The 21,770-nt window shown below is 68.0% G+C and carries 17 protein-coding genes and 2 pseudogenes; 7 read left to right on the forward strand and 12 right to left on the reverse strand.

Annotated elements, in window-relative coordinates:
- Positions 1-7 precede the first annotated feature (7 nt).
- Both KBW98_RS04500 and KBW98_RS23855 read right to left on the reverse strand, forming a co-directional pair.
- A complete protein-coding gene (locus KBW98_RS04500; RefSeq protein ID WP_229428974.1) occupies positions 8-2,194 on the reverse strand; it encodes a glycoside hydrolase family 3 C-terminal domain-containing protein in 2,187 nt (728 codons plus the stop codon).
- A 226-nt stretch (positions 2,195-2,420) separates the two neighbouring features.
- Positions 2,421-5,510 carry a hypothetical protein gene (locus KBW98_RS23855; RefSeq protein WP_229428975.1) on the reverse strand — a complete coding sequence of 1,030 codons (3,090 nt, stop codon included), beginning with the start codon at positions 5,508-5,510 and terminating at the stop codon, positions 2,421-2,423.
- Between the two features lie 259 nt (positions 5,511-5,769).
- Here KBW98_RS23855 and KBW98_RS24185 point away from each other — a divergent pair, with 259 nt between their 5' ends.
- Entirely contained in the window at positions 5,770-6,441 is a 672-nt protein-coding gene (locus KBW98_RS24185) for a response regulator transcription factor (RefSeq protein ID WP_211518932.1), read from the forward strand.
- Here the strand turns inward: KBW98_RS24185 and KBW98_RS04515 are convergent.
- Positions 6,395-7,621, reverse strand: coding sequence for a hypothetical protein (locus KBW98_RS04515; RefSeq protein ID WP_211518933.1), 1,227 nt, complete (start codon positions 7,619-7,621; stop codon positions 6,395-6,397). The genes KBW98_RS24185 and KBW98_RS04515 overlap by 47 nt on opposite strands.
- A gap of 246 nt (positions 7,622-7,867) precedes the next feature.
- Between KBW98_RS04515 and KBW98_RS04520 the strand changes: the two genes are divergently transcribed.
- Both KBW98_RS04520 and KBW98_RS04525 read left to right on the forward strand, forming a co-directional pair.
- The gene (locus KBW98_RS04520; RefSeq protein ID WP_229428976.1) at positions 7,868-8,521 is read left to right on the forward strand and encodes a trimeric intracellular cation channel family protein; all 654 of its coding nucleotides are present in this window, start codon (positions 7,868-7,870) and stop codon (positions 8,519-8,521) included.
- 216 nt (positions 8,522-8,737) lie between these two features.
- Positions 8,738-9,373 (forward strand): 4'-phosphopantetheinyl transferase, encoded by a 636-nt coding sequence (locus KBW98_RS04525; protein ID WP_211518934.1) that lies wholly within the window; start codon positions 8,738-8,740, stop codon positions 9,371-9,373.
- 27 nt (positions 9,374-9,400) lie between these two features.
- Here KBW98_RS04525 and KBW98_RS04530 read toward each other — a convergent pair whose 3' ends face one another.
- Together KBW98_RS04530 and KBW98_RS04535 are read right to left on the reverse strand one after the other, a co-directional pair.
- Positions 9,401-11,044: a sensor domain-containing diguanylate cyclase gene (locus KBW98_RS04530; RefSeq protein WP_211518935.1), complete on the reverse strand. Its 1,644-nt coding sequence runs from the start codon at positions 11,042-11,044 to the stop codon at positions 9,401-9,403.
- A 168-nt stretch (positions 11,045-11,212) separates the two neighbouring features.
- Positions 11,213-11,638 (reverse strand): DoxX family protein, encoded by a 426-nt coding sequence (locus tag KBW98_RS04535; protein WP_211518936.1) that lies wholly within the window; start codon positions 11,636-11,638, stop codon positions 11,213-11,215.
- A 147-nt stretch (positions 11,639-11,785) separates the two neighbouring features.
- Here KBW98_RS04535 and KBW98_RS04540 point away from each other — a divergent pair, with 147 nt between their 5' ends.
- Positions 11,786-12,046, forward strand: a complete 261-nt coding sequence (locus KBW98_RS04540; RefSeq protein ID WP_211518937.1) for a hypothetical protein — start codon at positions 11,786-11,788, stop codon at positions 12,044-12,046.
- A 19-nt stretch (positions 12,047-12,065) separates the two neighbouring features.
- Here KBW98_RS04540 and KBW98_RS04545 read toward each other — a convergent pair whose 3' ends face one another.
- On the reverse strand, positions 12,066-13,382 hold the full coding sequence (locus KBW98_RS04545) for an MFS transporter (protein WP_211518938.1): 1,317 nt from the start codon (positions 13,380-13,382) through the stop codon (positions 12,066-12,068).
- 160 nt (positions 13,383-13,542) lie between these two features.
- Here KBW98_RS04545 and KBW98_RS24190 point away from each other — a divergent pair.
- A pseudogene (locus KBW98_RS24190) lies at positions 13,543-13,644 on the forward strand (NAD-dependent epimerase/dehydratase family protein); the annotation flags it as partial.
- Positions 13,645-13,736: 92 nt separating this feature from the next.
- Positions 13,737-14,018 carry a hypothetical protein gene (locus KBW98_RS23865; protein WP_229428977.1) on the forward strand — a complete coding sequence of 94 codons (282 nt, stop codon included), beginning with the start codon at positions 13,737-13,739 and terminating at the stop codon, positions 14,016-14,018.
- Between the two features lie 22 nt (positions 14,019-14,040).
- Here the strand turns inward: KBW98_RS23865 and KBW98_RS04555 are convergent, their stop codons facing one another.
- Genes KBW98_RS04555 through KBW98_RS04580 form a run of 6 tightly spaced genes read right to left on the reverse strand, consistent with a single transcriptional unit; the run spans position 14,041 to position 21,372 of the window.
- Positions 14,041-15,411 (reverse strand): HlyD family efflux transporter periplasmic adaptor subunit, encoded by a 1,371-nt coding sequence (locus KBW98_RS04555; RefSeq protein WP_211518940.1) that lies wholly within the window; start codon positions 15,409-15,411, stop codon positions 14,041-14,043.
- Positions 15,408-16,988: an FHA domain-containing protein gene (locus KBW98_RS04560; protein WP_211518941.1), complete on the reverse strand. Its 1,581-nt coding sequence runs from the start codon at positions 16,986-16,988 to the stop codon at positions 15,408-15,410. Before KBW98_RS04560 ends, KBW98_RS04555 begins: the two co-directional genes overlap by 4 nt.
- 24 nt (positions 16,989-17,012) lie before the next feature.
- Entirely contained in the window at positions 17,013-18,434 is a 1,422-nt protein-coding gene (locus tag KBW98_RS04565) for an efflux transporter outer membrane subunit (protein ID WP_211518942.1), read from the reverse strand.
- 16 nt (positions 18,435-18,450) lie between these two features.
- Positions 18,451-20,394, reverse strand: coding sequence for an HD domain-containing phosphohydrolase (locus KBW98_RS04570; protein WP_229428978.1), 1,944 nt, complete (start codon positions 20,392-20,394; stop codon positions 18,451-18,453).
- Positions 20,395-20,424: 30 nt separating this feature from the next.
- Positions 20,425-20,862, reverse strand: coding sequence for a DUF4399 domain-containing protein (locus KBW98_RS04575; protein WP_211518943.1), 438 nt, complete (start codon positions 20,860-20,862; stop codon positions 20,425-20,427).
- Between the two features lie 48 nt (positions 20,863-20,910).
- Positions 20,911-21,372 (reverse strand): DUF4399 domain-containing protein, encoded by a 462-nt coding sequence (locus tag KBW98_RS04580; RefSeq protein ID WP_373888901.1) that lies wholly within the window; start codon positions 21,370-21,372, stop codon positions 20,911-20,913.
- Positions 21,373-21,492: 120 nt separating this feature from the next.
- On the opposite strand from KBW98_RS04580, the pseudogene KBW98_RS04585 reads away from it, so the two are divergent.
- Positions 21,493-21,770 (forward strand): annotated as a pseudogene (locus KBW98_RS04585) (formylglycine-generating enzyme family protein); the annotation flags it as partial.

Consider the following 21,770-nt stretch of genomic DNA (forward strand, 5'->3'; position numbering starts at 1 on the left):
CCAGGGACTAGGGACGCACCTCGATCGCGGTACTGAGGCGGATCGCGTCGGAGGCTTCGCCCACCATGAGCTTGACCGGCCCAGGTTCGACTTCGAGCGCCTTGCGCTGCGCGTTCCAGTAGGCCAGGCGCTTCGCTTCGAGGGGAATGCGCACGGTGCGCTTCTCGCCGGGCCGCAGGCTGACGCGCTGGAATCCGACCAGGGCCTGCCGCGGCCTCGCCACCGCGGACTCCGGCCACGAGGCATACAGCTGCACCACGCTGTCGCCAGCCAGCTTGCCGGTATTGGCGACCTCCACGTCCACGCCCACCGCGCCGTCCGGCTTCAGGCTGTCCGCTTCCACGCGCAGCTTCGTGTACCGGAAGCTGGTGTAGCTCAGGCCATGGCCGAAGGCGAACAGCGGCTTGTCCCTGGCGTACAGGTAGGTGCGGCCCTTGCGGATGTCGTAGTCCATCATCGGCGGCAGCTGCGCCATCGACGCCGGCCAGGTGGCGACCAGCTTGCCGCCGGGGTTGTAGTCGCCGAACAGCACCTTCGCCAGCGCCGTGCCCTGGTCCTGCGAGGAATGCGCCATTTGCAGGATCGCCGGGACGTGCTGCTTCGACCAGTTGATCGTGTAGGGGAAGCTCGACATCAGGACCATCACGGTGCGCGGGTTCGCGGCCAGCACCTGCTTCACCAGTTCCTCCTGGGCCAGCGCCAGGGTTTCGCGGTCGCGCCCTTCACGGCCGTCGCCCGGATCGGCACAGGGCTTGGTGCCGTTGTCGGTCCAGTCGGTCGCCATGTTCGGGCCGCAGGTCGGGTCGTTGCCGACGAAGACCACGGCCACGTCCGATTCGCGCGCGGCCTTGGCCGCCGCCCCGCCCGTGTTGTCGGCGGCATGGTGCACTGTGACGCCTGGCCCGAGGGCGGCCCGGATGCCGTCCAGCGCCGTCACCTTGTGCGGCGGGATGCCGCCATACCAGTCCCAATGCACGCTGTCGGCGTGCGGCCCGATCACCGCGATGCGCTTGATGCGCCCTTTGGCCAGCGGCAAGGTGCGCTGCGCGTTCTTCATCAGGACGATGGATTCGAGCGCCATGCGCAGCGACACCGCCTGGTGGTCCTCGCCCAGCCAGGGCGCCGGCCCGTCCTTGATCGCGGCATAGGGATTGCCCTCTGGAGGATCGACCAGGCCAAGGCGAATCGTCACGCGGAACTTGCGCGCCAGCGCCTCGTCGAGCTCGGACTCGGCGACCGTCCCGTCCTTGAGTGCGGCGCGCAGTTCGTCCTTGTAGGTGTCCAGGTACTGGTTGATGCCGCTTTTCAGGACCGCCACCGCGGCTTCCTTCTGGCTTGGGAAAATCTTGTACCACTTGACCAGGTTGCCGACGGCGCCGCCATCGCTCGACACCACGTCCACGCCCCACTTGCCGATCACGGTGTCCCTGAGCACCGGATGCAGGTGCATCGGCGTGCCGTTCCAGGCGTTGTAGGCCGCCATCACGCCGCGCGCGCCCGCTTCCTCGAAGCTCATGCGGAACGGGACGGCATAGTATTCCCAGAACAGGCGCTCGTCGAAGTCCGAGGACGAATTCGCGCGCCCGTTCTCGTTGCTGTTGGCCAGGAAGTGCTTGAGCAGGGCCGCTCCGCGCCAGTAGCGCGGATGCTCGCCCTGCAGGCCGCGGGTAAAGGCGGCCGCCATGCTGCCCGCCAGGTAGGGGTCTTCGCTGTACACCTCTTCGCTGCGGCCCCAGCGCGGATCGCGCGCCAGGTCGGCTTGCGGCCCCCATTGCATCAGCATCGGCTGGCCGTAGGCCGCGCTCTGGGTGATGTAGCGCGCCTCGACCGACTGCACCTGGGCTGCCCGGCGCACCAGCTCCGGGTTCCAGCTCGCGCCCATGCCGGGCGGCTGGGGGAACTGGGTGGTGGTGATGGCCTGGCGGCCTTTCTTGGCGTCGCCCCGGCGCACGATGCCGTGGATGCCCTCGGTGCTGCCGAAGTTCGGAATGCCCAGGCGCGGCACACCCGAGTTGGTCGACAGCGCCTCGATCTTCTCGTCCGCCGTCATCAGGGACAGCATATTGGCAATGCGCGCCTCGACCGGCTGCGCCGGATCCTGGAATGAGTAGGTGGCGCCGGACGCATTGCTGCCTCCAAGTACGGCGCATAGTGCGAGCGCGCCCATTCCTGAAATTGTTCTCTTGTTCTGCATGCGTTATCTCCTCCAATGGACCGCCAACGCGACAGCAGGCGGCTATGGATGATAACGCTAACTTTTATATGTTTGCTATAACATTTAGGTACCATTCTGCGGCCGCGCCGGATTGCTGTGCCGTCCTGGACCCGACAGGTAGTCCCGCCGCGAAAACAAGTCCTGGCGCCGCAATCGGCGGCGGCGCAGGGCATCGGGCTCCGGCGCCGCCCCCCGCGCACCAGGCTCAGGCGTGTTTCTCGCGCCATACGGAATGCGTGCGTGCGTTGTGCCGGCGTAGCGGCGTCACGTTATCCGACCGCTGCTCCTTGCGGCGCAGCAGCAGGCGGGAGATCGCCTCGATGCGCTCTTTTCCCTCGCGCACCGGATCGGTAGCTACGGTGCGGATGCGGCTCGGATCGTCCGCAATCCCGCGCAGCGCGCTGCGCACCGCGCGGTAGCCGAGAGTCCGGTAGCTTTCGAACTGGTCCTCGTCGAACCACTGGTCGCCGGTGCTCTGGTGGGGAAATTCGGGATGCATCTTGCTGTAGTTGAGGACGTCGGCGTTTTCGCCGCCGATCAAGGTCGGTTTAATGTACAGCAGCACCCCATCGCACACCTTGTTGCCGTCGGCCTGGCTGTAGCGAATCGTGCCGGTGACGGCAGTGACGCCCTGGGTGGTGGTCGCGCTGAGCGGCTTGATCCGCCCGGCGTCCAGCTCGATCGGGATATTGAAGTCCGTCAGGCACTTGCGAACCGCATTGCCGAGATCCCCAAAGGCATTCTCCCGGTCGCAGCTGGCGTCCACCACCACGATGAGATGGCAGCGCCGCCTCACCAGCTCGTAGATGCCGAGATTCTCGAAATGCCCGCCGTCCGACAGGTAGAGGAAGTCGGCGCTGGTGTCGGTCAGGCCGAGCAGCTCGAGCAGGATGCTTGCCATACCGGAGTGCGGCGACGCCTGCTTCCACACCTTCTCGCGGACGGGATTGGGCGACCACCGGCCCAGGCGCAAATTGAACAGGGTCATCAGGAAGCTGAGGGGTGGCGAGCTGTGATAGCCCATGTTCGGACTCGCCGCGGCGCCGGACACGGCAATCGCCATGCCGAGCTTCACGCCGCTGTCTTCGTCCTTGAACGGTCCGGCCTTGGAGGCGTAATCGGCGGTCTGGCGGAATGCCCCGCGTGGGGAGGCCTGGCGCCGGCCGTCGGCAGGCAGCTGGGGCAATTCGAAGCCGCAGTACGCCGGCGAGAAACAGAAATTGCCGGCTTTGCGGGTCTGCCAGGCCAGTTCCTTGCCGCCGACGATATTGACGGCCGCATTGATCAGGTGGAATGGACGCTGCACTTCGGCGGTTGGAACGCCGTCGGCATCCGTTTTCATGCGCATGGCGGCAAGGGACGGGTCGTCGCAGGGATCGAAGCCCGTGAAGGGATGGGGTTCGCGCGCGCCGGATGATGCGCCGAAATAAGCCCGCACCAGCCGCAGGCGATACATCATGTAGAGCGAGAACTTGTTGACGTCCACCCGCCAGTTCAGGACCGCGGCGACAGCCACCAGGCCGGCCCACAGCGCGGCCAGGCCAAACGGCGGCGTTTCGGGCTGGGCTCCCGGGATCAGCAGCGAGGTGCTCTCGCTTGCCGCCGCATAGGCCTCGAAATAGGCCGCCAGGTTCTTTTCGCTCCCTTTCGGAATCACCGGCTCGGGCGCGACCAGCCACTGCAGTACCGTCGTCAACGCAGCGATCGTCAACAAGGTGAAGGCGTAGGGTGCGGCTTGCGCGACCAGCTCCTTCCAGCGTGCGCTGCCTTCCTTGCCGGTGTCCTTGTCGCTGCCGGACTTCAGGCCGACGAGCATGGCGATACTCGTCAGCACGGTGCCGGTTGCGGTCGTCTTCAGCCATGCATGCCACGCCCAGTCGAGCAAGGGCGGCAAATAGAAGGCACTGGCGAACACGGCGAGCCAGGACACCGCAAGGATCACTGTCCACCCGCCCTGGCGGGCCCACCACTCCCGGCTCTGGTCCCCATACATGCGGCCGACCAGGCCGATCATCAGCGTGATCGTCAAGCCAAACAGCGCCATCATCAAGGGCATGCCGAAGCTCACGCGCTGCACGGAATCCAGCGGTCCCCACGCATTCGCCTCGATCAGCGATGCCCCTTTCAGCAGCAGGACGCTGCCCACGGCCAGCGCGACCGCCGCGCTCAGCGCGTGGCCGATACCCTGTATCGCGGTACTGCGCAGGAAGCCGAACGGGTTCTCCATGATTTGGGCGGGGCGGTTCAGGAGTTGCGCGGCGCTCCAGCCCAGCGCCCAGGCGCCGAAGTAGCAGGCGCCGGGAATCACCAGGAAAGGCAGGTTGCTGAGGGGATCCCATAGGGCGTCCCAGTACCCCGCCAGCGTTCTCCGGTTGGCCCAGGCGGCCACGCTGCCGGCGAACCCGGCCAGGACGAGCGGCAGGCAGATATAGCGCAGCACGACGCCCTGGTGTTCCGCCAGCGGGCCGTCGAGGGGATGCCTGCCCTTGCGCGAGATGCTCAAGGCGATCCTGAACACGCTCCACAGGAACAGCGCGATCGCCGCGATGGTCCACCATTGGCCACTACGCGCCAGGTCCGATTGTTCGACGCCGAGCATGGCGAAGCGCGGCAACAGGAACACCGCCCCAAGGATGGCGAACAGCATCGCCATGTTCAGCGAGGTGTTGCGCGCGTAGGTGCAGATCAGGGTCCAGGTATCCGCGCTGAACAGGCCCACACGTGGCGTCAGGTAGTTGCTGTAGCGCCGCAGGAACTGGACAGGCCATGGTTCGGTCCGCGGACACTCCGCCACCTTGGCCGCGACCAGTCCGTCCTCGACTGCCCGGACCTCGCCGCGGCACTCGCTGATCCATTTCGTCAGCCAGCCGCCGATATAGCCGCCGCCCGACACGGTGGAGAGGTAATCGAAACCGCGCAGCAGCTTCATCTCGGCCAAGGCCTGCAGCACGCCCAGGTTGAAGGTCGCGCTGCGGATTCCGCCTCCCGAGAACGCGAGTCCGGCCAGCCGGCTGTCGTGGGCACGCGCGTTCACGCTAGCGAGCTCGGCTTCCCGCGGCCCCTTCGGGTCCAGGCCGTCGAACGCATCGAGCTCGTACTGGAAGGCCTCGCTGAACATCACGCCGCCCAGCTCCGTCAGCTTGGCCCAGAGCTCGCCCGTGTCCTTCAGCTCATGGTCTTTCATGAACAACGCGCACGCCGACGCGAGTCCCTTGCTGCAGTCGTAGTTCAGGTTCTGGAGCTTGCGTCTCAGGTTCGCCTCGAGGCCGACGGACAAGCCTATTTCGGAATCCATGTTCCCTCTCCCCAGTTCGCCTGCCGTTCCAGGTCTCCTTGTCGCGCTCGCCCGGCCTCGCAGACTTCAGCGGGCAGAATGCGTTTTCGCCGTGGGTCTGCCCGATCCCGTTCGTGTAGAGAGTATAGAAACAGTACGGTGTCGCGAAAATCCAACTCTTGGTTAAGCGATCGGTCATTCCTTGAGCATTAACAATGTGCTAATCTAGACCAATGCCTAGGCCATTTGGCTTGGCTCACCTCACGCATCAGGGGGACCTGTGCGAATCTTACTGATCGACAATCGCCAACTGTTCCGGCAGGGACTCAAGCTCTTGCTGGCCGACCTGGCGCCGGGCATCGACTTCATCGAGGCGTCGCATTGCGCAACGGCCCTCGCCTGCGCCTCCAGCTCGCACATGGATCTCGTCCTGATGGACCTGCACGCCGCCGGCGGCCTGGACTGGGAAGCCGACTTCGCCATGGTGCGCAACGCCTTCCGCCCTTCGGCGGTGGTGGTGCTGCCGGGCGACGACGACTATCGCGTCATCAAGCGGGCATTCGCTGCGGGCGCCGCTGGCTACCTGCCCATGTCGAGCAGCCCCTCGGTGCTGGTGGCGGCCTTGCGCCTGGTGCTGGCGGGAGGAATCTATCTTCCTCCCGGGGTGCTGCTGGAGCTGCCGGATGGCGATGCCGCGCCCCCGCCGCCTGCGCGCGATCCGGGCGGACTGTCGCAGCGCCAGCTGGCAGTACTGCTCCAGGCGGTGCAGGGAAAGGCCAACAAGGTCATTGCACGCGAGCTCCACATGGCCGAAGGCACGGTCAAGGCGCATTTGTCCGCGGCATTCAGGATGCTCGGCGTGCAGAACCGCACCGAGGCCGCGATGGCGGCGGCGCGCCTGGGCATCAGCGTCCAGCCCGCGGTCCTGGCGCCGCAACCTGCCTTGCACTGAACGGCGCCGGCGCCGCGCCGGGGCCTGCAACCCTGTAATCGCGGCATCCGTCGACCTTGTCGGGCAGGACCGGCATGGGCGGACACACGCCTGGCCGCGGCGCGATCCATCGGGCCGCATCCTTCGCCGACAGCGCCATGCATTCCTCCGCCGCGCAGCGCCGCATCGCTTTCGACGTCGGCCCTTCATAATTGCCGGGGCAGATCAAGAGCGTGTCGCCGAACGCGAACATCTTGCGGCCCCACACCAGGACCTTGCCCTCCTCCTGCGTGGCGCAGGCTCCCCAATTGGCATCGAAGGAAGAAGCCGGAAACGGCGCATTGACCAGGAACAGGCCTACGCTCTTGTCGCGCATGCCCGTCGAGTACGCGACCTTTTTCATCGTCCGCTCGAACAGGCGCGGAGACAGGCAGAGGCTTGCCACGACCAGCAGCGCACTGACCAGCGTCAGACGCGTGATCATCCTTGCACGGGACAGTTCTACACGGCGCCAGCGCATGAACAGCAAGCCGGCGACCAGCGCGCACGCCGCCAGTGCAAGCGCACGCGCGAGCCTGAGGGCGGGCGGCTCGTCGCCCTTCAAGGCCTGGCTGGCGGGAACACCGAGCGCCAGCGCGAGCAGCCAGGCGAGCAGTCCGGCCATGCCCGCCCTGAACCATGCCGTTGACGGGCGCCCGGCCTGGCAGGCGCCTGCGCCGCCCAGCCTGCGCAGGCCGAACCAGACCAGGAACGGCGCCGGGGCCAGGAGTTCCAGCCAGGCGCCGCGCCAATAGGCGGGTGGATCGGCCAGTCCCTTGTGTACCAGATGCAGCGCGGCGCTCACACCGAGCGCCGACAACGCGCCCGCGGCAAGCCAGGGCGGCGTGATGCGCCCGCCCGGATCCAGGCGCCGCGCCCATCGATCAGCCGTGACCATCAGGATCGCCGGCAGCGCCACCAGCAAGGCCATCAGCGGAAAGTAGAACATCGACATCGCGAACAGCACCAGCAGCGCGCCCGCGTTGCCCAGGGAAGGGAGCAGAAGGTCCGGGCGGCCGATATAGCCCAGGTAAACCCACAGGTAACTGACCGCGAGCACGCTGGAGATGCCTGTGCTGAGAGCAAGCAGGTCTTTGTCGAATGGGAAGACAGGAAATGCCGGCGGACGCTCGCGGCGCCGCTTGAATCCGGGTAGGCCCATGGTCCGCTCCACTGGTGGCAGTCGACTCGCTCCGGTGCGGGAAAGAGGCGGGCGCCGCCGGCGCCCTTTCCAATTCCCGCGTCGGCACGATACTATCGCAGCTTGGCCGGTCCGCGGTGCATCCCAGGCCGGCGATCCTGGCCCGCATGCGACCGGCCGCCCGCGCCCTCGCGCCCGACCGTCGATCCCCACTTGATAAGGCAAGCAAACGTGTTCGCAGTACTCTCCCTTGACATGGGCGCCGCCATGAAAACCCTGGTCCTCACCCTCGACCTGGTCGGCACCTTCGTCTTCGCCCTGAGCGGCGCCACCGCCGGAGCGCGGCGCCGGCTCGACATCTTCGGCGTGCTGGTGCTGTCCTTCGTGGCCGCGAACTCGGGCGGCATCGTGCGCGACGTCCTGATCGGGGCCACGCCGCCGGCGGCGATCAGCGACTGGCGCTACCTGGCGGTGTCGATGCTGGCCGGGGTCCTGATCTTCTTCTGGTACCCGGTCATCAACCGCATGCGCAATGCGGTCTCGCTGTTCGACGCCGCCGGGCTGGCGCTATTCTGCGTGGCCGGCGCCCAGAAGGCGCTGGTGTTCGGCCTCGAGCCGGTGATGGCGGCGCTGCTCGGCATGTTGACCGGCATCGGCGGCGGCGTCGCGCGCGACGTGCTCCTGTCGAACGTGCCCGCCGTGTTCCGCTCCGATATCTATGCCGTTGCCGCCCTCGCCGGCGCCAGCGTCGTGGTGATCGGCGACGCGCTCCAATTGCCAACCACCCCGGCCGCCTGCGCCGGCGCGGCGCTGTGCTTCGGCCTGCGCCTGGCCGCGATCCGCTACGGCTGGCACCTGCCGACCGCGCGCACGCCCGATGCGCAGGACGGCAACGACGGCGCCGGCAACCAGGAACGCTAACGGCGCCCGCGCCGTCGGCACTCCCACCTGGGCGGATCCTTCATGCAGGCTTGTCATCGTGTCCGGCAGAAAAATTGTGTTTGCGGCGACGCGATCTTCGGCAAAATAGCCACTTTTTCCGATTTCATCGTGTTGCCCCACTCCCTCGGCCAGTTCGGCCTGCAGCGCCTCGAGCTTCTCCACTGAACGATCGACGGCCTCGATCAGGTTCTTCCGATGGTCGAGTACGCGCCCCAGCGTTTCGATCCCAGCGCCTTTGCAGCGGCAGGGCTGCACCTGCCCGTGCATATCGCGCGCAGCGTGCCGAAGCGGCAGGCGGAATATTTTTTTGGGCGCCTCGCCGCACGGCTGGCTCTCGAACCGCATGGCCTGGGCGCCGAGATGGTGAAAACCGGCATGCAGCGCGAGCCGGTGTGGCCGCCCGGCGTCATCGGCAGCATCACGCATGCCGCTCCCTGGTGCGCCGCCGTTGTGCCTGCAACGCGCCGGCGCGGCCTCGGCATCGACATCGAGATGCCGCTTCCGCCTGATGCCCGGGCCAGCGTGATCGCTACCGCGCTTGCACGGCAAGAGCTGGAAGCGCTCGCCGCCGGCGCTCCGTCGATCGACCAGGAGACGCTCGTGGCGCTGGCCTTTTCGGCCAAGGAAAGTTTCTACAAGGGATTGCACGGCGCCGTGCGCCGTTTCTTCGGCTTCGAAGCGATGCGCATCCTCGCCATCGATCCGGAGCGCGGACACATCGATTTCGCTGTCGCCGAGGACCTGTGCCCCGAGTATGGCAGCGGGGCCAAGGGACGCGCGCATCTTCGCCTGCTCGCGGATGGTGCGGTCCTGACCGCCTTTGCCCGGTAGTCCGCGCCACGCACCCGCCATCACCGCTCAGCGCCGTGCGGCAGGCTCCGGCACGAGGACGTCCGGCGAGGCGAGATGGTAGCGGTTCCGGCCCGCCCGCTTGGCCGCGTACAAGGCTTCGTCGGCGGCGAGCATGATCCGCTTGGGATCGGCTTCGCTCCAATGGGCAGCCGCCACCCCCATCGAGGTGGTCGCGGACAGCGACCGCCCGCCGATCTCGAACGGCGCCTGCATCGCCTGCACCACCTTGGCGGCCGCAACGTCCAGGCCATGGGCCGGGTCCGCGAACTCGAAGATGATCACGAATTCGTCGCCCGCCAGCCGGAACACGGCGTCGGTGGCGCGCACCGACTTCAGCAGCCTGCGCGCGAACTCCTGCAGCACCATATCGCCCGCCTCGTGGCCCCAGGTGTCGTTGATGCGCTTGAAATGGTCGATGTCGAGGAAGGCCACCGACAGGGTGCCGCGGGTGCGCTTGACCCGCTCGTAGGCCGCGCGCAGCGCCTCGTCCAGGCTGCGCCGGTTGCGCAAGCCCGTCAGGGCGTCGGTCAGCGCCATGCGGGCCAGCTGGGCCTCGGCGGCGCGGCGCTTGAGCGAGAGCGAATGGAAGGCGCGCGACAGCGCGCCGATTTCGTCGCTGCGCTTGAGATCGAAGGCGTCGATGTCGCGCTGGCCCAGCTCCACCTCTTCTACCGCCTGGCGCAGGAGGTGCAGCGGATTGAGGACCAGGCGCAGCAGGTACCAGCCGGCCAGTCCGACGAGCAGCGCCACCACGGCGGCGTCGACCCAGGCGGTCTCGCGCGCGATGTGGATGCCGCGGAAAGCCTCCGCGGACGGATAGACCGAACCCAGGATCCAGCCGGTGCCGCGCATGCGCTTGTAGGTCAGGACGGCGCGGGTGCCGTTCTTGGAGCTGCCCAGGGTCCAGCCTTCCCAGCCGCCCAGGGCCTTGAGCGTCGACGGCACCGGGGCGCCGGCCTCGCTGCGGACATTGCGCAGGAGGCGCGTGGTATTCGGATGGTGCAGGATCATGCCGTCCGCGGTCAGCGCGAACAGGTAGCCGCTGTCGCCCGGATTCAGGTTGCGGATCTTGGCGAAGAAGCTGGAGTGGTCGAGACGGATGCTGCCGCCCAGGACGTACAGGACCTCGCCGCCGGCGCCGAGCACCGGCGCGGTGATCAGGATCAGCGGCTTGCCCGACACCTTGCTGATCACGGGCTCCGAGACGATGCTCTTGCGCTGCGCGAGCGTGGCCTTGAAGTAGTGCCGGTCGTCGAAGCGCTGGTCGCCGAAGACCGGCCTGCCCTCTCTCAGTACACCGGCAGCCAGCCTGCCTGCGCGGTCGAGCACGATGATGCTGTCGAATTCCGTGCGCAGGGCGCCGTGCCTTTCCAGCATGCCTTGCATGCGGGCCCCGTCCGGCTTGTCGGCGCCGGCCATGCTCTCGGCCAGCATGCCCAGCAGGATCTGCTTGTTGTCGATGTCGGCCGCAAGGTGCTCGGCGGCCGCGGACAGCAGCGAGAACTGCTGGGCGCCGATGCTGGCGCGGCCCTCCTGCTCCACCACCGACAAGGCGATGCCGGCCACCAGCGCACATGCCGACAGCACCAGCATGATGAGGATGAAGGTGAGACGGCCACGCAGGGAGGCGAGTGTGGAAAGGATCTTCAATCTGGTTCGGGTAAGACTATCCGGCGAGGAATCGAGGCCCTGTAGTATGCCGGACAGGGAAAGCATGCGGCTTTATTTTATTGCACGAAATATATTTTACCGTAATGCAATGATGCATGTTGAATACCGTGGCCCGCCGCAGTCTGGGCGGGCCGGCTATGCGGCGCCTCAATTGAAGCGTCCGCGCGCCCCGCCCACGCTGTAGCGCCCCGCGCCGAGCAGGGCCAAGGCCACGCTGGCCGCCAGGAACATCCCCTGGAGTTCCAGTTCCCAGCCGCCGGTCTTGGATAGCGACCACAGCTCGCCCATGTGGACCAGGGCCACCGCCACCACCATGTTGACCGCAACGACGGCCGCTGCCAGCCGCGTCCACACGCCCGCCAGGATCAGCAGCGGCGCCAGCACCTCTCCCACGTAGACGCCATAGGCCAGCGCGCCCGGCAATCCCTGCTGGGCCAGCATTCCGGAAATGAATCCGACACCGCCGCGCAGCTTGGCAATCCCGTGCAGCAGGATCAGCAGTCCCAGCGCCACCCGCAGCACCAGCTTGCCCGCATCCTCGCGTGCGTTACCCTTCCCCTTCGCTTCCGCCATACCGTTCTCCCTGCGCGAGCATGTGATTCACTGTTCAGTATCTTACAGGCATTCGCTGCTCCGGCTACGCCGCCTGGCGAACGGAACGTGCCGGCCGGCCGTGCTACAAACGAGGTCCATGCATGCAGCGTCGCGCCAGGAGGAAAAATGTTGAAACTAGGAATTACGACCGATCCCCGCATCGACAAGCTTGGCGCCCTTGCCGCCCACGTCGTCGAACACGCGCTAGCGTCCGGCCTGAGCTGGGACGAGGCGATCACGGCCTTCGGGGTCGCGGCCAAGGCCTTGGCCGCCAAGGCCGCGGAGCAAGGCAACGGCAGCCTGGAGCAGTGCTCGGCGCATGCCGAGCGGCGCCTCAAGACCGGCATGGACAGGAGCGCCGAGGTGCTGCGGACCTGGCTGCGCTGACCGGCCGTAGGCCGCGCGCTTACTCCAGGGCGCGATTGCGCGACTCCACGCCGACGCCGGCGATCGCCGCGGCGCCGGCCAGCAGGAAAGCCGCCAGCATCGCCAGCGCCAGCGTGAAATGCGTGGCCATCACCGGCGCCACGATGGCCGGCGCGAACAGGCCGCCGAAGCGCGCCACGGCCCCGGCCACGCCCATGCCGCTGGCGCGCAGCGCGGTCGGATACACCTCGGGCGTGAAGGCGTACAGGGCGCCCCAGGTGCCCAGCAGTGCAAAGCTCATCAGGAGCGTCGACCCCACCACCAGCGGCGCCGTGCTGCCGCCGCTGTACAGCATGCAGCCCGCCGCGCTCAGCAGCAGGAAGCCGACCAGGGTCGGCTTGCGTCCCCAGCGCTCCACCCCGTAGGCCGACAGCGCAAAGCCCGGCAGCTGGACCAGCGCCAGCAGGATCAGGAATTCCTGCCCGCGCATGAAGCCGAAACCTTCGGCGCCGAACTTCACCGGCAGGTAGACGAACACGCCATAGTAGGAAATCGAGATCAATCCCCAGGCCAGGAACAGCGACAGGCTGCGGCGCCGCAGCGCGGGCGAGAACAGCGCCGCCAGGCCCTGCCGCACCGGCACCTCGGGCCGCAGCGGCGGGATCGTTACCTGGCTTCCATTGACCGCGGCGACGCGCTGCAGCACGGCGCGCGCCGCTTCCGACTTGCCGCGCCGGTGCAGGTAGAGCGGCGACTCCGGCACGTAGAAGCGCAGCACCACGCCAATCAGGGCCGGCAAGCCGGTGACGAACAGGATTACACGCCAGGCGCCGTCGCCCCATTCCACGGCGGCCAGGGCCAGCACCGCCAGCAGGATGGTGCCGACCGCCCAGAAGGATTCGAGCAGCACCAGCCAGCGCCCGCGCCGGTCGCTGGGCAGGAACTCGGCCATCATGGTGTAATCGACCGGCAAGGTGCCGCCGACGCCGACGCCGGTCAGGAAGCGCAGCGCCAGCAGCCAGCCGAAATCCTGTGCGAAGGCCGAGGCGACGCCGAAGCAGGCGTCGACCACCACGGCCGCCATCAGCACCGGCCGGCGCCCGATCCGGTCCGCCAGGCGCCCGAAGCCGAAGGCGCCAAGCAGCATGCCGATAAAGAAGGCGGTGCCCGTCTGCAGCGCCTGGGGCAGCGCCAGATCGAACGTCCTGGCGATCGAGGGCGCGCTGAAGCCGATCGACAGCACCTGCATGGCGTCCGCCATCCAGACCAGCCCGAAAATCACGAACAGGCGGTACTGGAATTTGCCCACACCGGCCAGCCGGATGGCTTCTTCCACTGTCGTGGCTGCGCTCGACATCGTGTTTTCCCCAAAAATTCACTCTGATCCCAGTGTGCAGGGATTAGCTGGCGGGAACAGTGCAGTGGAAAACACAGCGGCACAAAAACCGGTCCGCCGAGGTGCGCAGGCTCTTTGGCGCTCAACGTAGAATGGTCTTCCCTGGCCAGAGGAGAAGCCCATGAAGCGGACAGCATTGATCGCCGGCATTACCGGCATCGGCGGCAACCATGTGGCGCGCGAGCTGCTCGCCAATGGCTGGGAGGTCGTCGGCCTGTCGCGCCGCCCGCCCAGCGACCTGCCCGCGGTGCGGCACGTGGCGGCCGACCTGCTCGACCCGGCCGGCCTTGGCCGAAGCTGGCGGAATGGTTCGGCGTGCAGGCCGCCGGTTTCAACGGGCAGATCCAGCCCCTCGAGCAGGCGATGGCGCACGACCACGCGCTCTGGCGCGCGATCGCCGAGCGCCATGGCCTGGCGGAACCCGACCTCGACCGCCTGGCTTCGGCCTGGCACACCGACTTCGACCTCGGGCGGCCGCTGGAGGTGATGACGGACATGGCGAACAGCCGTCGCCTGGGCTTCTCCGCCTACCAGGCCACCGACGCGTCCTTCTTCGACCTGTTCGCCCGGCTGCGCGCCGAGCGCCTGCTTCCCTGATTGGAGGGCCGGCTGGCCGCCCTCAGCCGCCGATGTTCCGGAACGGGTCCAGCGCCAGGTCGATCAGGCGCCGCTCGCGCACCACGATCTCGGCCACTGCCGTCATCCCGTAGCGCAGCGGATAGCGGGTCTCGCCGACCTTGTAATGATCCTGCTCGAGGGTCACGCGCCCTTCATAGACCGGCTGCTTGGTCTGCGCCGAGGGCCGGGTCGCCGGCGAGATGAACTGCAGGGTGCCGCGCGTCACGCCGTAGCGCTGGTAGGGGAAGGCGTTGAACTTGAGCTGGACCGCCTGGCCTTCGCGCACGAAGGCGCGGTCGTGCTCGGCGATCTCGATCTTGAGGACGGGCTTGGCGTTCTTGGGGGCGATGCCGCCCAGGGGCGCGTTGGCCTGGATCTTGTCGCCGGGCTGGGTCGAGGTCACCTCCGTAATCACGCCGTCCACCGGGGCGACGATGCGCAGGAAGTTCTCCTTGTCGATGTTCTCGAACTGGATGCGCGCCGCGGCGTCGGCCACCAGGCGCGCCGTCTGCACCTGCAGCCGCATCTTGTCCTCGGCATTGGCCACCTCGCGGTCGGCCGCCTCGGACTGCAGGCGCAGCTTGGTCACTTCCTGGCCGCTGGTCTCGAGCTCGGTCCTGGCCTGGCTCGATTCCAGGCTCTGGCGCGCGCGCAGCTCGCTGATGCGCGACTGCGCCACCCGCACGGCGTTTTCCGCGGCCTGCAGCGCGTTCTTCTTGCTCTCGACCTGCAACTGCGACACCCCGCCGCCGCCCGGCAAGGCGAACAGGCGGGCATACTTGTCGGCTTCGTCCTTGGCGGCGTCGCGCGCGCGTTGCGCATCCTCGAAGTTGGTGCGCGCTTCCTGCAACTGCGCCTGCTGTCCCAGCGACAGGCTGCTGCTGCCCTCGCCGATGCGACGCTGGTGCTGGCGTTCCTCGAGCGCCACCGCTTCCTTCAGCGCGGCGGCGCGTCTTTCCATGAGGGCTTTCTTCTCGGGGAACTCCTGCCATTCGCGCTCGGCGTCCTCCAGCTTCAGGCGCGCCTCGAGGGCATTGCGCGCCGCCTCGATCGCGCCGCGCGCGTAGATCCGGGCCACGACGTCGCCCTTGTTCACCGGCTGCCCCTCGGCGATGTAGATATTGCTCAGTTCCCCATCGATGGGTGCGTACAGGCGCCGCACCTCGGAGGCCGGCGCCAGGGTGCCGTTCGCCGTCACCAACACGTCGGCGTGGCCGAAGAAGGACCACAGCAGTGCGGTCAGCACCAGGCCGAGCATGGAATACACCAGCGCCTGGGTGTAGCGCCACGGATCGGAAGTCAGGATACCGATGCCTTCGGCGCTATGGTCTTCCAGCGCTTCGGACAATGGCGTGAGGGTCTGGGGCTTCATGGCTGGCCCCGAACCAGGGAAAGCTTGCGCAGGTCGCTGAGCGCATCGGCGTAGGCGTCGCGGTAGGCCGGCACGTGGGCGGAGATCGTGGCGAAGGCGCGCTGGTGCGCCTCGTTCTGCTCTTCCCACTGCTTGAGCACCCTTTCAACCGTCGCGCCGTCGGCGGGGTCGCGCACGGCGGCCTGGGCCCCGCCCCTGGCGGCCACGAAGGCTTTGAGGCCGGCGATCCAGTCGAGCTCAGCCAGGAGAGGCGCCAGTTCGGGGTTGTTGCCGCCCTGGCGCCGCATGGCCTCGACCTTGGCCGACGCGTCCCGGTAGCGTCCCGCCTTCAACGCATTCATCCAGGCGGGCAGCCCGGCCTTGAGCTGGGCTTCCGCGCCAAGCGACGCCAGCCGCTCATTGCCCGGGTCGCGCGCCAGCGCGGCGCCCGCCACGGTCGCGGCCTGTGCGTAGGCGCCCTCGGCCAGCAGACCCTCGATCTCGCGTTCCGGCCCGCCCAGGCTGCGCAGGGCCCAGACCAGGACCACGAGCAGGCCGACGGCGGCAAGGCCCCAGGTGCGCAGCTGGCGCGCCTCGATCTGGCGCTTGCCGCCAAAGGCCTTGTACAGCCCGGCCGCCATCAGACCGAACTTGCCGCCGGCGCCGGCCGGCGCGGATTCCTGTGCGGCATCGGAGGCGGCGGCGGCCTCCGGCGTCTCGTCCTGGCCGGGGCCGGGGTCGATGCAAAAGATCTCGAGGAAAGAATCGGCGGCGCCCACGAAGGTGGTCCGGTCGGCATCCGCCAGCGGCGCCGCCGCCGTCACCACGCCGATGCGGGTCACGGTGGGGTCGACCTCCAGCGGCTCCCATTGCAGTGCAACCCGGTAGACGAAATGGCGGCCGCCGAAGGCGAGCACATCGCCGTCCTGCAGGGCCCGCGCATGCTCGTCGAGCCTGGCGCCGTTGACAAAGGTGCCGTTGGTGCTGCCCAGGTCCTCGACATACAGCGCGCCGCCCTTGAGGAAGAGATGGGCGTGGCGCCGCGACAGGTAGTTCACCTGGGTCGCGCTGGCGTCGCGGTAGCGCGCGAAGGTCTCGTCGGCCTTGCTGACCAGGAAGGGAAACTGGCTCACGACGATGGGCTGCAAGCCCTCTCCCCCCTCGGGCTGGAGCGTCAGGCTGGCCAGGCGCGCGCGCGCAGGTTGCTGCGCCGCCCGTTCCAGCTCCACCCGGTAGCTGAGGCGCTTGCCGAAGCCGACCAGGTCGCCGCTGCGCAGGGCCATGATCGACTGCCGCACAGCGGCGCCGTTGACCGTGGTGCCGTTCTTGCTGCCCAGGTCGGCCAGGTAGACGGCGCCGTGCTCGCAGAAAATGCGGGCGTGGCGGCGCGACAGGTCCCCGGCAAGCTCGGCGGGATAGGTGTCGAAAGGCGCCTCGTTGCGGCCGATCGCGAACAGGGTGTCGTCGATCCGGATCGGGGCGAGCTCCGGATGCGAGACCGGCTCGAGCACGATCATCGACGCGGCGCCGGGTGCGCGGCGCATGGGCGCGGCCATCACCTCGGCAGCCATGGCGGCGCCCTCCCCGTCGCATTGCACGCGGCGCCTTGTCCGGCGTGGCGCTCATTCGCGCGCCGCATTGCGCACCTCCACCGCCGGCCAGCCGCCGCCCAGGGCCTTGTACAGGGTCACCGTATCGGACAGGATCTGCTGGTGGTTGGCCAGCAGCGCCAGCTGGGCCGCGAGCAGGCTGCGCTGGGCCTCGAACACCTCGAGCTGCGAGACCATGCCCTCCTTGAGCTGGGCCTCGACCTGGGTGGCGACCGTGCCCAGCTGCTCGGACTGCTGCTGCAGTTCGACACGCTGGCGGCGGTGGGCGTCGAGGTTGACCAGCGCGTTCTCGACCTCCTCGAAGGCGGCCATCACCACGCTGCGGTACTGCTGCTCGGCGACCTCGGTGCGCGCCTCGCTGGTTTTCAGGCGCGCCTTCACGCTCGGATCGAAGATCGGGAAATTGATGCTGGGGAGCAGGCCGAAGGTGAAGGACTTGAGCAGCGAGCCGAGCGCGAAACTCGAGGTGCCGCCGCGCCCCGTCAGGCTGATCGAGGGCAGCTGGGCCAGCTTGGCCTGGCCCACCAGGTCGTAGGCGACCAGCACCCGGTATTCGGCGGCCACGATGTCCGGGCGGCGCTTGAGGAGCTGGGACGGCAGGCCCTCGGGCACCGTCGGCAGCTGCACGCGCTGCTGGAGTGCGCCGGGCGGCACCTGCAGCTGGCCGGCCGGCGTGCCGAGCAGGGTCGCCAGCGCGTTCGCGGCCAGCGCCCTCAGGCGTTTGAGTTCGATCAAGTCCTTGCTCATGCGGTTGATCTCGGCGCGCTGCTGCATCACCCTGGTCTGCGGCACCAGGCCCTGCTGCATCATGGCCTCGTAGGTGGCGAGGATTTCCTTGTTTTTTTCCAGGGTGCGCTGCTGCTGGGCGCCCTGCTCGTCGAACTGCATGATCTGGAAATAGGTCGTCGACACCTCGGACACCAGGCTCAGGTAGCCCGCGCGCCAGTCGGCCTCGGTGGCCTTGAACTCGGCGGTCTGGGCTTCCACCCCTTTCGCCACCTTGCCCCAGACATCGATCTCCCAGTTCACCTGGGTGCCCAGGTTGAACTGCTTGCTGAATTTCTGGCCGGTGCTCTTCTCGAAACTGGCGCCGGCGCCGGCGTCCAGGGTCGGCAAGGCCCCGGCGCGCGCCTCGTCGATCTCGGCGCCGGCCACGCGAATGCGCGCGGCCAGGATCTTGAGGTCGAAGTTGGCGCCCAGGGCGCGCTCCACCAGCCCGTCGAGGTAGGGATCGCGGAACTGCTTCCACCAGTCCGGCGCGATCATTTCGCTGGGCGCCACCGGCAGTCCCGCCTGGCTCGACCACTCGGCCTTGACCGGGGTTTCCGGACGCTGGTAGGGCTTCATGCTGACATCGGGGCAGCCGGAAAGCAGCGCGAGCATGGCCCCCGCCAGCGCCCGGCGTCCGATCCTGGAATATGCTGCAGCGTTCATGTCGACCTCCGGCCCCTTAAGCGTGCGCGCGCGCTTCCCAGCCCTTCGATTCCACGAATACCTGGAACAGGCGGTCGTCCAGGTGGCCGGCGCGGCATTCCTCGGCCATCAGGTCGAGCGCCCGCTCGGGCGGTACCGCCTGCTTGTAGGGACGGTCGCGCGCCGTCAGGGCGTCGTAGATGTCGCTGATCGTCAGGATCCGCGTCTGCAGGCTGATCTGGCCGCCGCGCAGGCCCATTGGATAGCCGGAACCGTCCAGCTTCTCGTGATGGCCGTGGGCGATCGCCGGCACCCCGGCCAGCTCGCGGGTCCAGGGAATCAGGATCAGGAAGGAATACGAATCGGCCACATGGGCCTCGATCTGGCGCCGTTCGTCCGGCGTCAGGCAGCCCTTGCCGATGTTCAGCGCGGCGAACTCCTCGTCGCTGAGCAGGCGGAAACCGGGGTCGTCGGTGCCGGGACAGGCATGGCAGCGGATGGCGTCCAGCTCGGCCGGCGGCTCGGCATGCGAAACCGAGGGCTCGTTGGCGCGCACGATCAGCTCGAGGAATTCGTCCAGGCGAGCGCCCTCGTCGCGCAGTTCGGCCTCGATGCGGTCGCGCTCGCGGCGGAATTCGGTCATGCTGAGTTCCCCGTGCAGGTGGCGTTCGGCCAGGCTGCGCCAGGCGTGCCGTTCCAGGCAGGCGCGCGCGTACTGGAAACGCTGCTCGAGGAGGCGCATGTCGGCATGATGCAGCTTCTTTTCCTTGCGCAGCACGTGCTCGCGCACGCCCACCTTGCCGAAGTCGTGCAGCAGCGCGGCGTAGCGGATCTCGCGCAGCTGGGCCGGGGTGAAGGCGGCCGCGCGCAGGCTGCTGTCGCCGGCGTGCTCGATCGCCATCGCCAGCCCTTCGGCATAGCCGGCAACCCGGAACGAATGGCCCGCCGTGACCGGGTCGCGCTCCTCGATCGCCTGTACCGAGGCGCACACGAAGCCGTCGAGCAAGCCCTTGATGTCCGAATACAGCTGGAAATTCTTCAGGGCCACCGCGGTTTCCGCGCACACGCCGCTCAGGATCTCGAGATCGGCGTCCTGGAAGGCATAGGGATCGGACGAGGTGTCGACCTGGATCAGGCCGAGCACTTCCTCGCCCAGGATCAGCGGCACGCACATGACGCTCAGAATGGCCTGGGCCACGATCGACTCCTGGGCCGCGAAATGGCGGTCGGCCAGGGTGTCGACCGACAGGATGGCGCGCTTGCGCACCAGCACCTCGTCGACGATGGTGTGCGAGATGCGCACCTGGGCCGGGTCTTCGACGGCGCCGCCGCGGCGCCGCGCCGCCACCGGCCGCGGCGGATCGCGCTCCGTCCCGCGCAGCATGATGAATGCGCGCTCGGCCAGGGGGAACAGGTCGAAGATCAGGTTCATGATCTTCTCGATCAGGGTGTCCTGGTCGGTGACCGCGCCGAGCGCGATACTGACCTGGGCCATCGCATGCAGCCGGTGCACCGTGTTCTCGAGTTCGCTGCGGGCGGCGTTCTGCGTGTCGACCACCGGCGCGAAGCGGGTCGCATCGACCGAGCGCGTGATGACCGTCGGCGCGCTGCCGCGCTCCGGCAGCATCAGCGAGTGGAACACCAGTTGCGCCGAAGCCAGGGCGAGTTCCTCGCCGTCGCGCAAGGCGTGCCAGTTGCCGGGCGCCAGGCGCTCGCCATCGACGAAGGTGCCGTTGCGCGAGTGCAGGTCTTCGATGAAATAGGTGGCGCCGCGGCGCCGGATGCGCGCATGGCGGCGGCTGATGGTCTGCTCCGGGATACAGACGTTCTTGTCGTCGGCCAGGGCGTCCTGCGGCCCGCGTCCGAGCACGGCTTCGTCATGCAGGGGGAACACGGCGGGCTTGGCCGATTCCGTGCCCAGCCATTCGATATAGGCGCTGACGGGTCCTGTGGCGGCGGAGAAAGTGGCGTTCGGTTCCATGGAAGATTCCCCGCGCACGGCCGGCCTGGCTCACCGGACGGTGATCGTGATCTTCCTGGAATGCACGGGCGGCTTGTGGGGCACGTGGTTTTCGTCCCCCATCAGCAGCTGCAGCGTGTGCTTCCCGGGAGGCAGCTCGATCATGGTTTCGGTCTCGCCGGCGCCGAAATGCAAATGGTTGCGGTCCGATGGAATGACCTGTCCGGCAGGCGGAAGTTCCGTATCGATCAAGAGGTGGTGGTGCCCTGTATTGCCGAAGGCGACGCCTTTCGGCGCCACCCCCATGTGGCGCAGCCCGAACCAGACGCGGAAGGGTTTGCCGGCGGCAAGGACCTCGCCGTCGCGCGGCCAGCCGATGTAGCAGTAGGCGTTGGCGGGCGCGTCGGCGGCTGCCGCCGGCGGCGCGCCGAGCGGGGCGAAACCGGCGAGCCCGGCCACGAAGGTGGCGGCGGCGAACAGTTTGCGCATGCTTGTCTCCGTTGTTCTTGTGATGGACCTTCGCGCCCGGCAAGGGGCCTAGCGCACCGTGATGGTGATCTTCTTCGATTGGACCGGCGGCTTGTGCGGCACGTGGTCCTTGTCTCCCAGCAGCAGCTGCAGGGTGTGCTTACCTGGCGGCAGCTCGACCCGCGCCTCGGTTTCGCCCGCGCCGAAGTGCAGGTGGTTGCGGTCGTTGGGGATCGCCTCGGTCATCGGCGGCAGTTCGGTGTCGATCAGCAGGTGGTGGTGCCCGGTGTGGGCGACCGCCGTGCCCTTGGGCGCGACACCCATGTTGCGCAGCCCCATCCTGACCCAGAACTTGCCGCCCTCGATCACCATGCCGTCCTGGGGCCAGATGAAGTACACCTGGGCATTGGCGGGCGCCGCGGCGGGCTGCGATGCCTGGGCGGGCTTCGCGGGCTGGGCCTGCTGGGCCAGCGCCGCACCCGGCAGCAGGCATGCCGCGCACAGCGCCGGAAGAATGCGGATGGAGCGCATCATTGAGACCTCCCGCCAAATGAAGACTGAGGTGTGCATCTATACTCTTAAATCTGGCACACTCTCACTCAGATCGCAAGGTAATTCCTCACTCGCCCAGCGAGAAAAAAGGAGCCGCTCATGTGGCACAAACTTTCGATGGTGTGCGTACTGGCAGGCCCGGTCTTCGCGGGCGCCGCAAGCGCGCAGGACCGCGGGCATGACCTCCAGCTCGCGGGTGTGGTTCCCAAGAACAGCGCCGAGCAGTTCGAGCTGGCCTTCTGGGAATCGATCAAGGACAGCCCCCACGTCAGCGACTACGAGGCCTACCTGAAGGCCTACCCCAAGGGCCGCTTCGCCGCGCTGGCCCAGGCCAGGATCGCGCGGCTGCGCGCGGGCCAGGGCACGGGAACGCCGTC

It is taken from the genome of Massilia sp. ST3 (assembly GCF_018119405.1).
In the GTDB taxonomy this organism is placed as follows: Bacteria; Pseudomonadota; Gammaproteobacteria; order Burkholderiales; family Burkholderiaceae_D; genus Telluria.

Excerpts from the sequence above, each read along its gene's own strand:
- KBW98_RS04500 (WP_229428974.1), bottom strand. The coding sequence starts at position 2,194 with ATGCAGAACAAGAGAACAATTTCAGGAATGGGCGCGCTCGCACTATGC.
- KBW98_RS23855 (WP_229428975.1), bottom strand. The coding sequence starts at position 5,510 with ATGGATTCCGAAATAGGCTTGTCCGTCGGCCTCGAGGCGAACCTGAGA.
- KBW98_RS04515 (WP_211518933.1), bottom strand. The coding sequence starts at position 7,621 with ATGGGCCTACCCGGATTCAAGCGGCGCCGCGAGCGTCCGCCGGCATTT.
- KBW98_RS04520 (WP_229428976.1), top strand. The coding sequence starts at position 7,868 with ATGAAAACCCTGGTCCTCACCCTCGACCTGGTCGGCACCTTCGTCTTC.
- KBW98_RS04525 (WP_211518934.1), top strand. The coding sequence starts at position 8,738 with ATGGTCGAGTACGCGCCCCAGCGTTTCGATCCCAGCGCCTTTGCAGCG.
- KBW98_RS04535 (WP_211518936.1), bottom strand. The coding sequence starts at position 11,638 with ATGGCGGAAGCGAAGGGGAAGGGTAACGCACGCGAGGATGCGGGCAAG.
- KBW98_RS04540 (WP_211518937.1), top strand. The coding sequence starts at position 11,786 with ATGTTGAAACTAGGAATTACGACCGATCCCCGCATCGACAAGCTTGGC.
- KBW98_RS04545 (WP_211518938.1), bottom strand. The coding sequence starts at position 13,382 with ATGTCGAGCGCAGCCACGACAGTGGAAGAAGCCATCCGGCTGGCCGGT.
- KBW98_RS04555 (WP_211518940.1), bottom strand. The coding sequence starts at position 15,411 with ATGAAGCCCCAGACCCTCACGCCATTGTCCGAAGCGCTGGAAGACCAT.
- KBW98_RS04565 (WP_211518942.1), bottom strand. The coding sequence starts at position 18,434 with ATGAACGCTGCAGCATATTCCAGGATCGGACGCCGGGCGCTGGCGGGG.
- KBW98_RS04570 (WP_229428978.1), bottom strand. The coding sequence starts at position 20,394 with ATGGAACCGAACGCCACTTTCTCCGCCGCCACAGGACCCGTCAGCGCC.
- KBW98_RS04575 (WP_211518943.1), bottom strand. The coding sequence starts at position 20,862 with ATGCGCAAACTGTTCGCCGCCGCCACCTTCGTGGCCGGGCTCGCCGGT.
- KBW98_RS04580 (WP_373888901.1), bottom strand. The coding sequence starts at position 21,372 with ATGCGCTCCATCCGCATTCTTCCGGCGCTGTGCGCGGCATGCCTGCTG.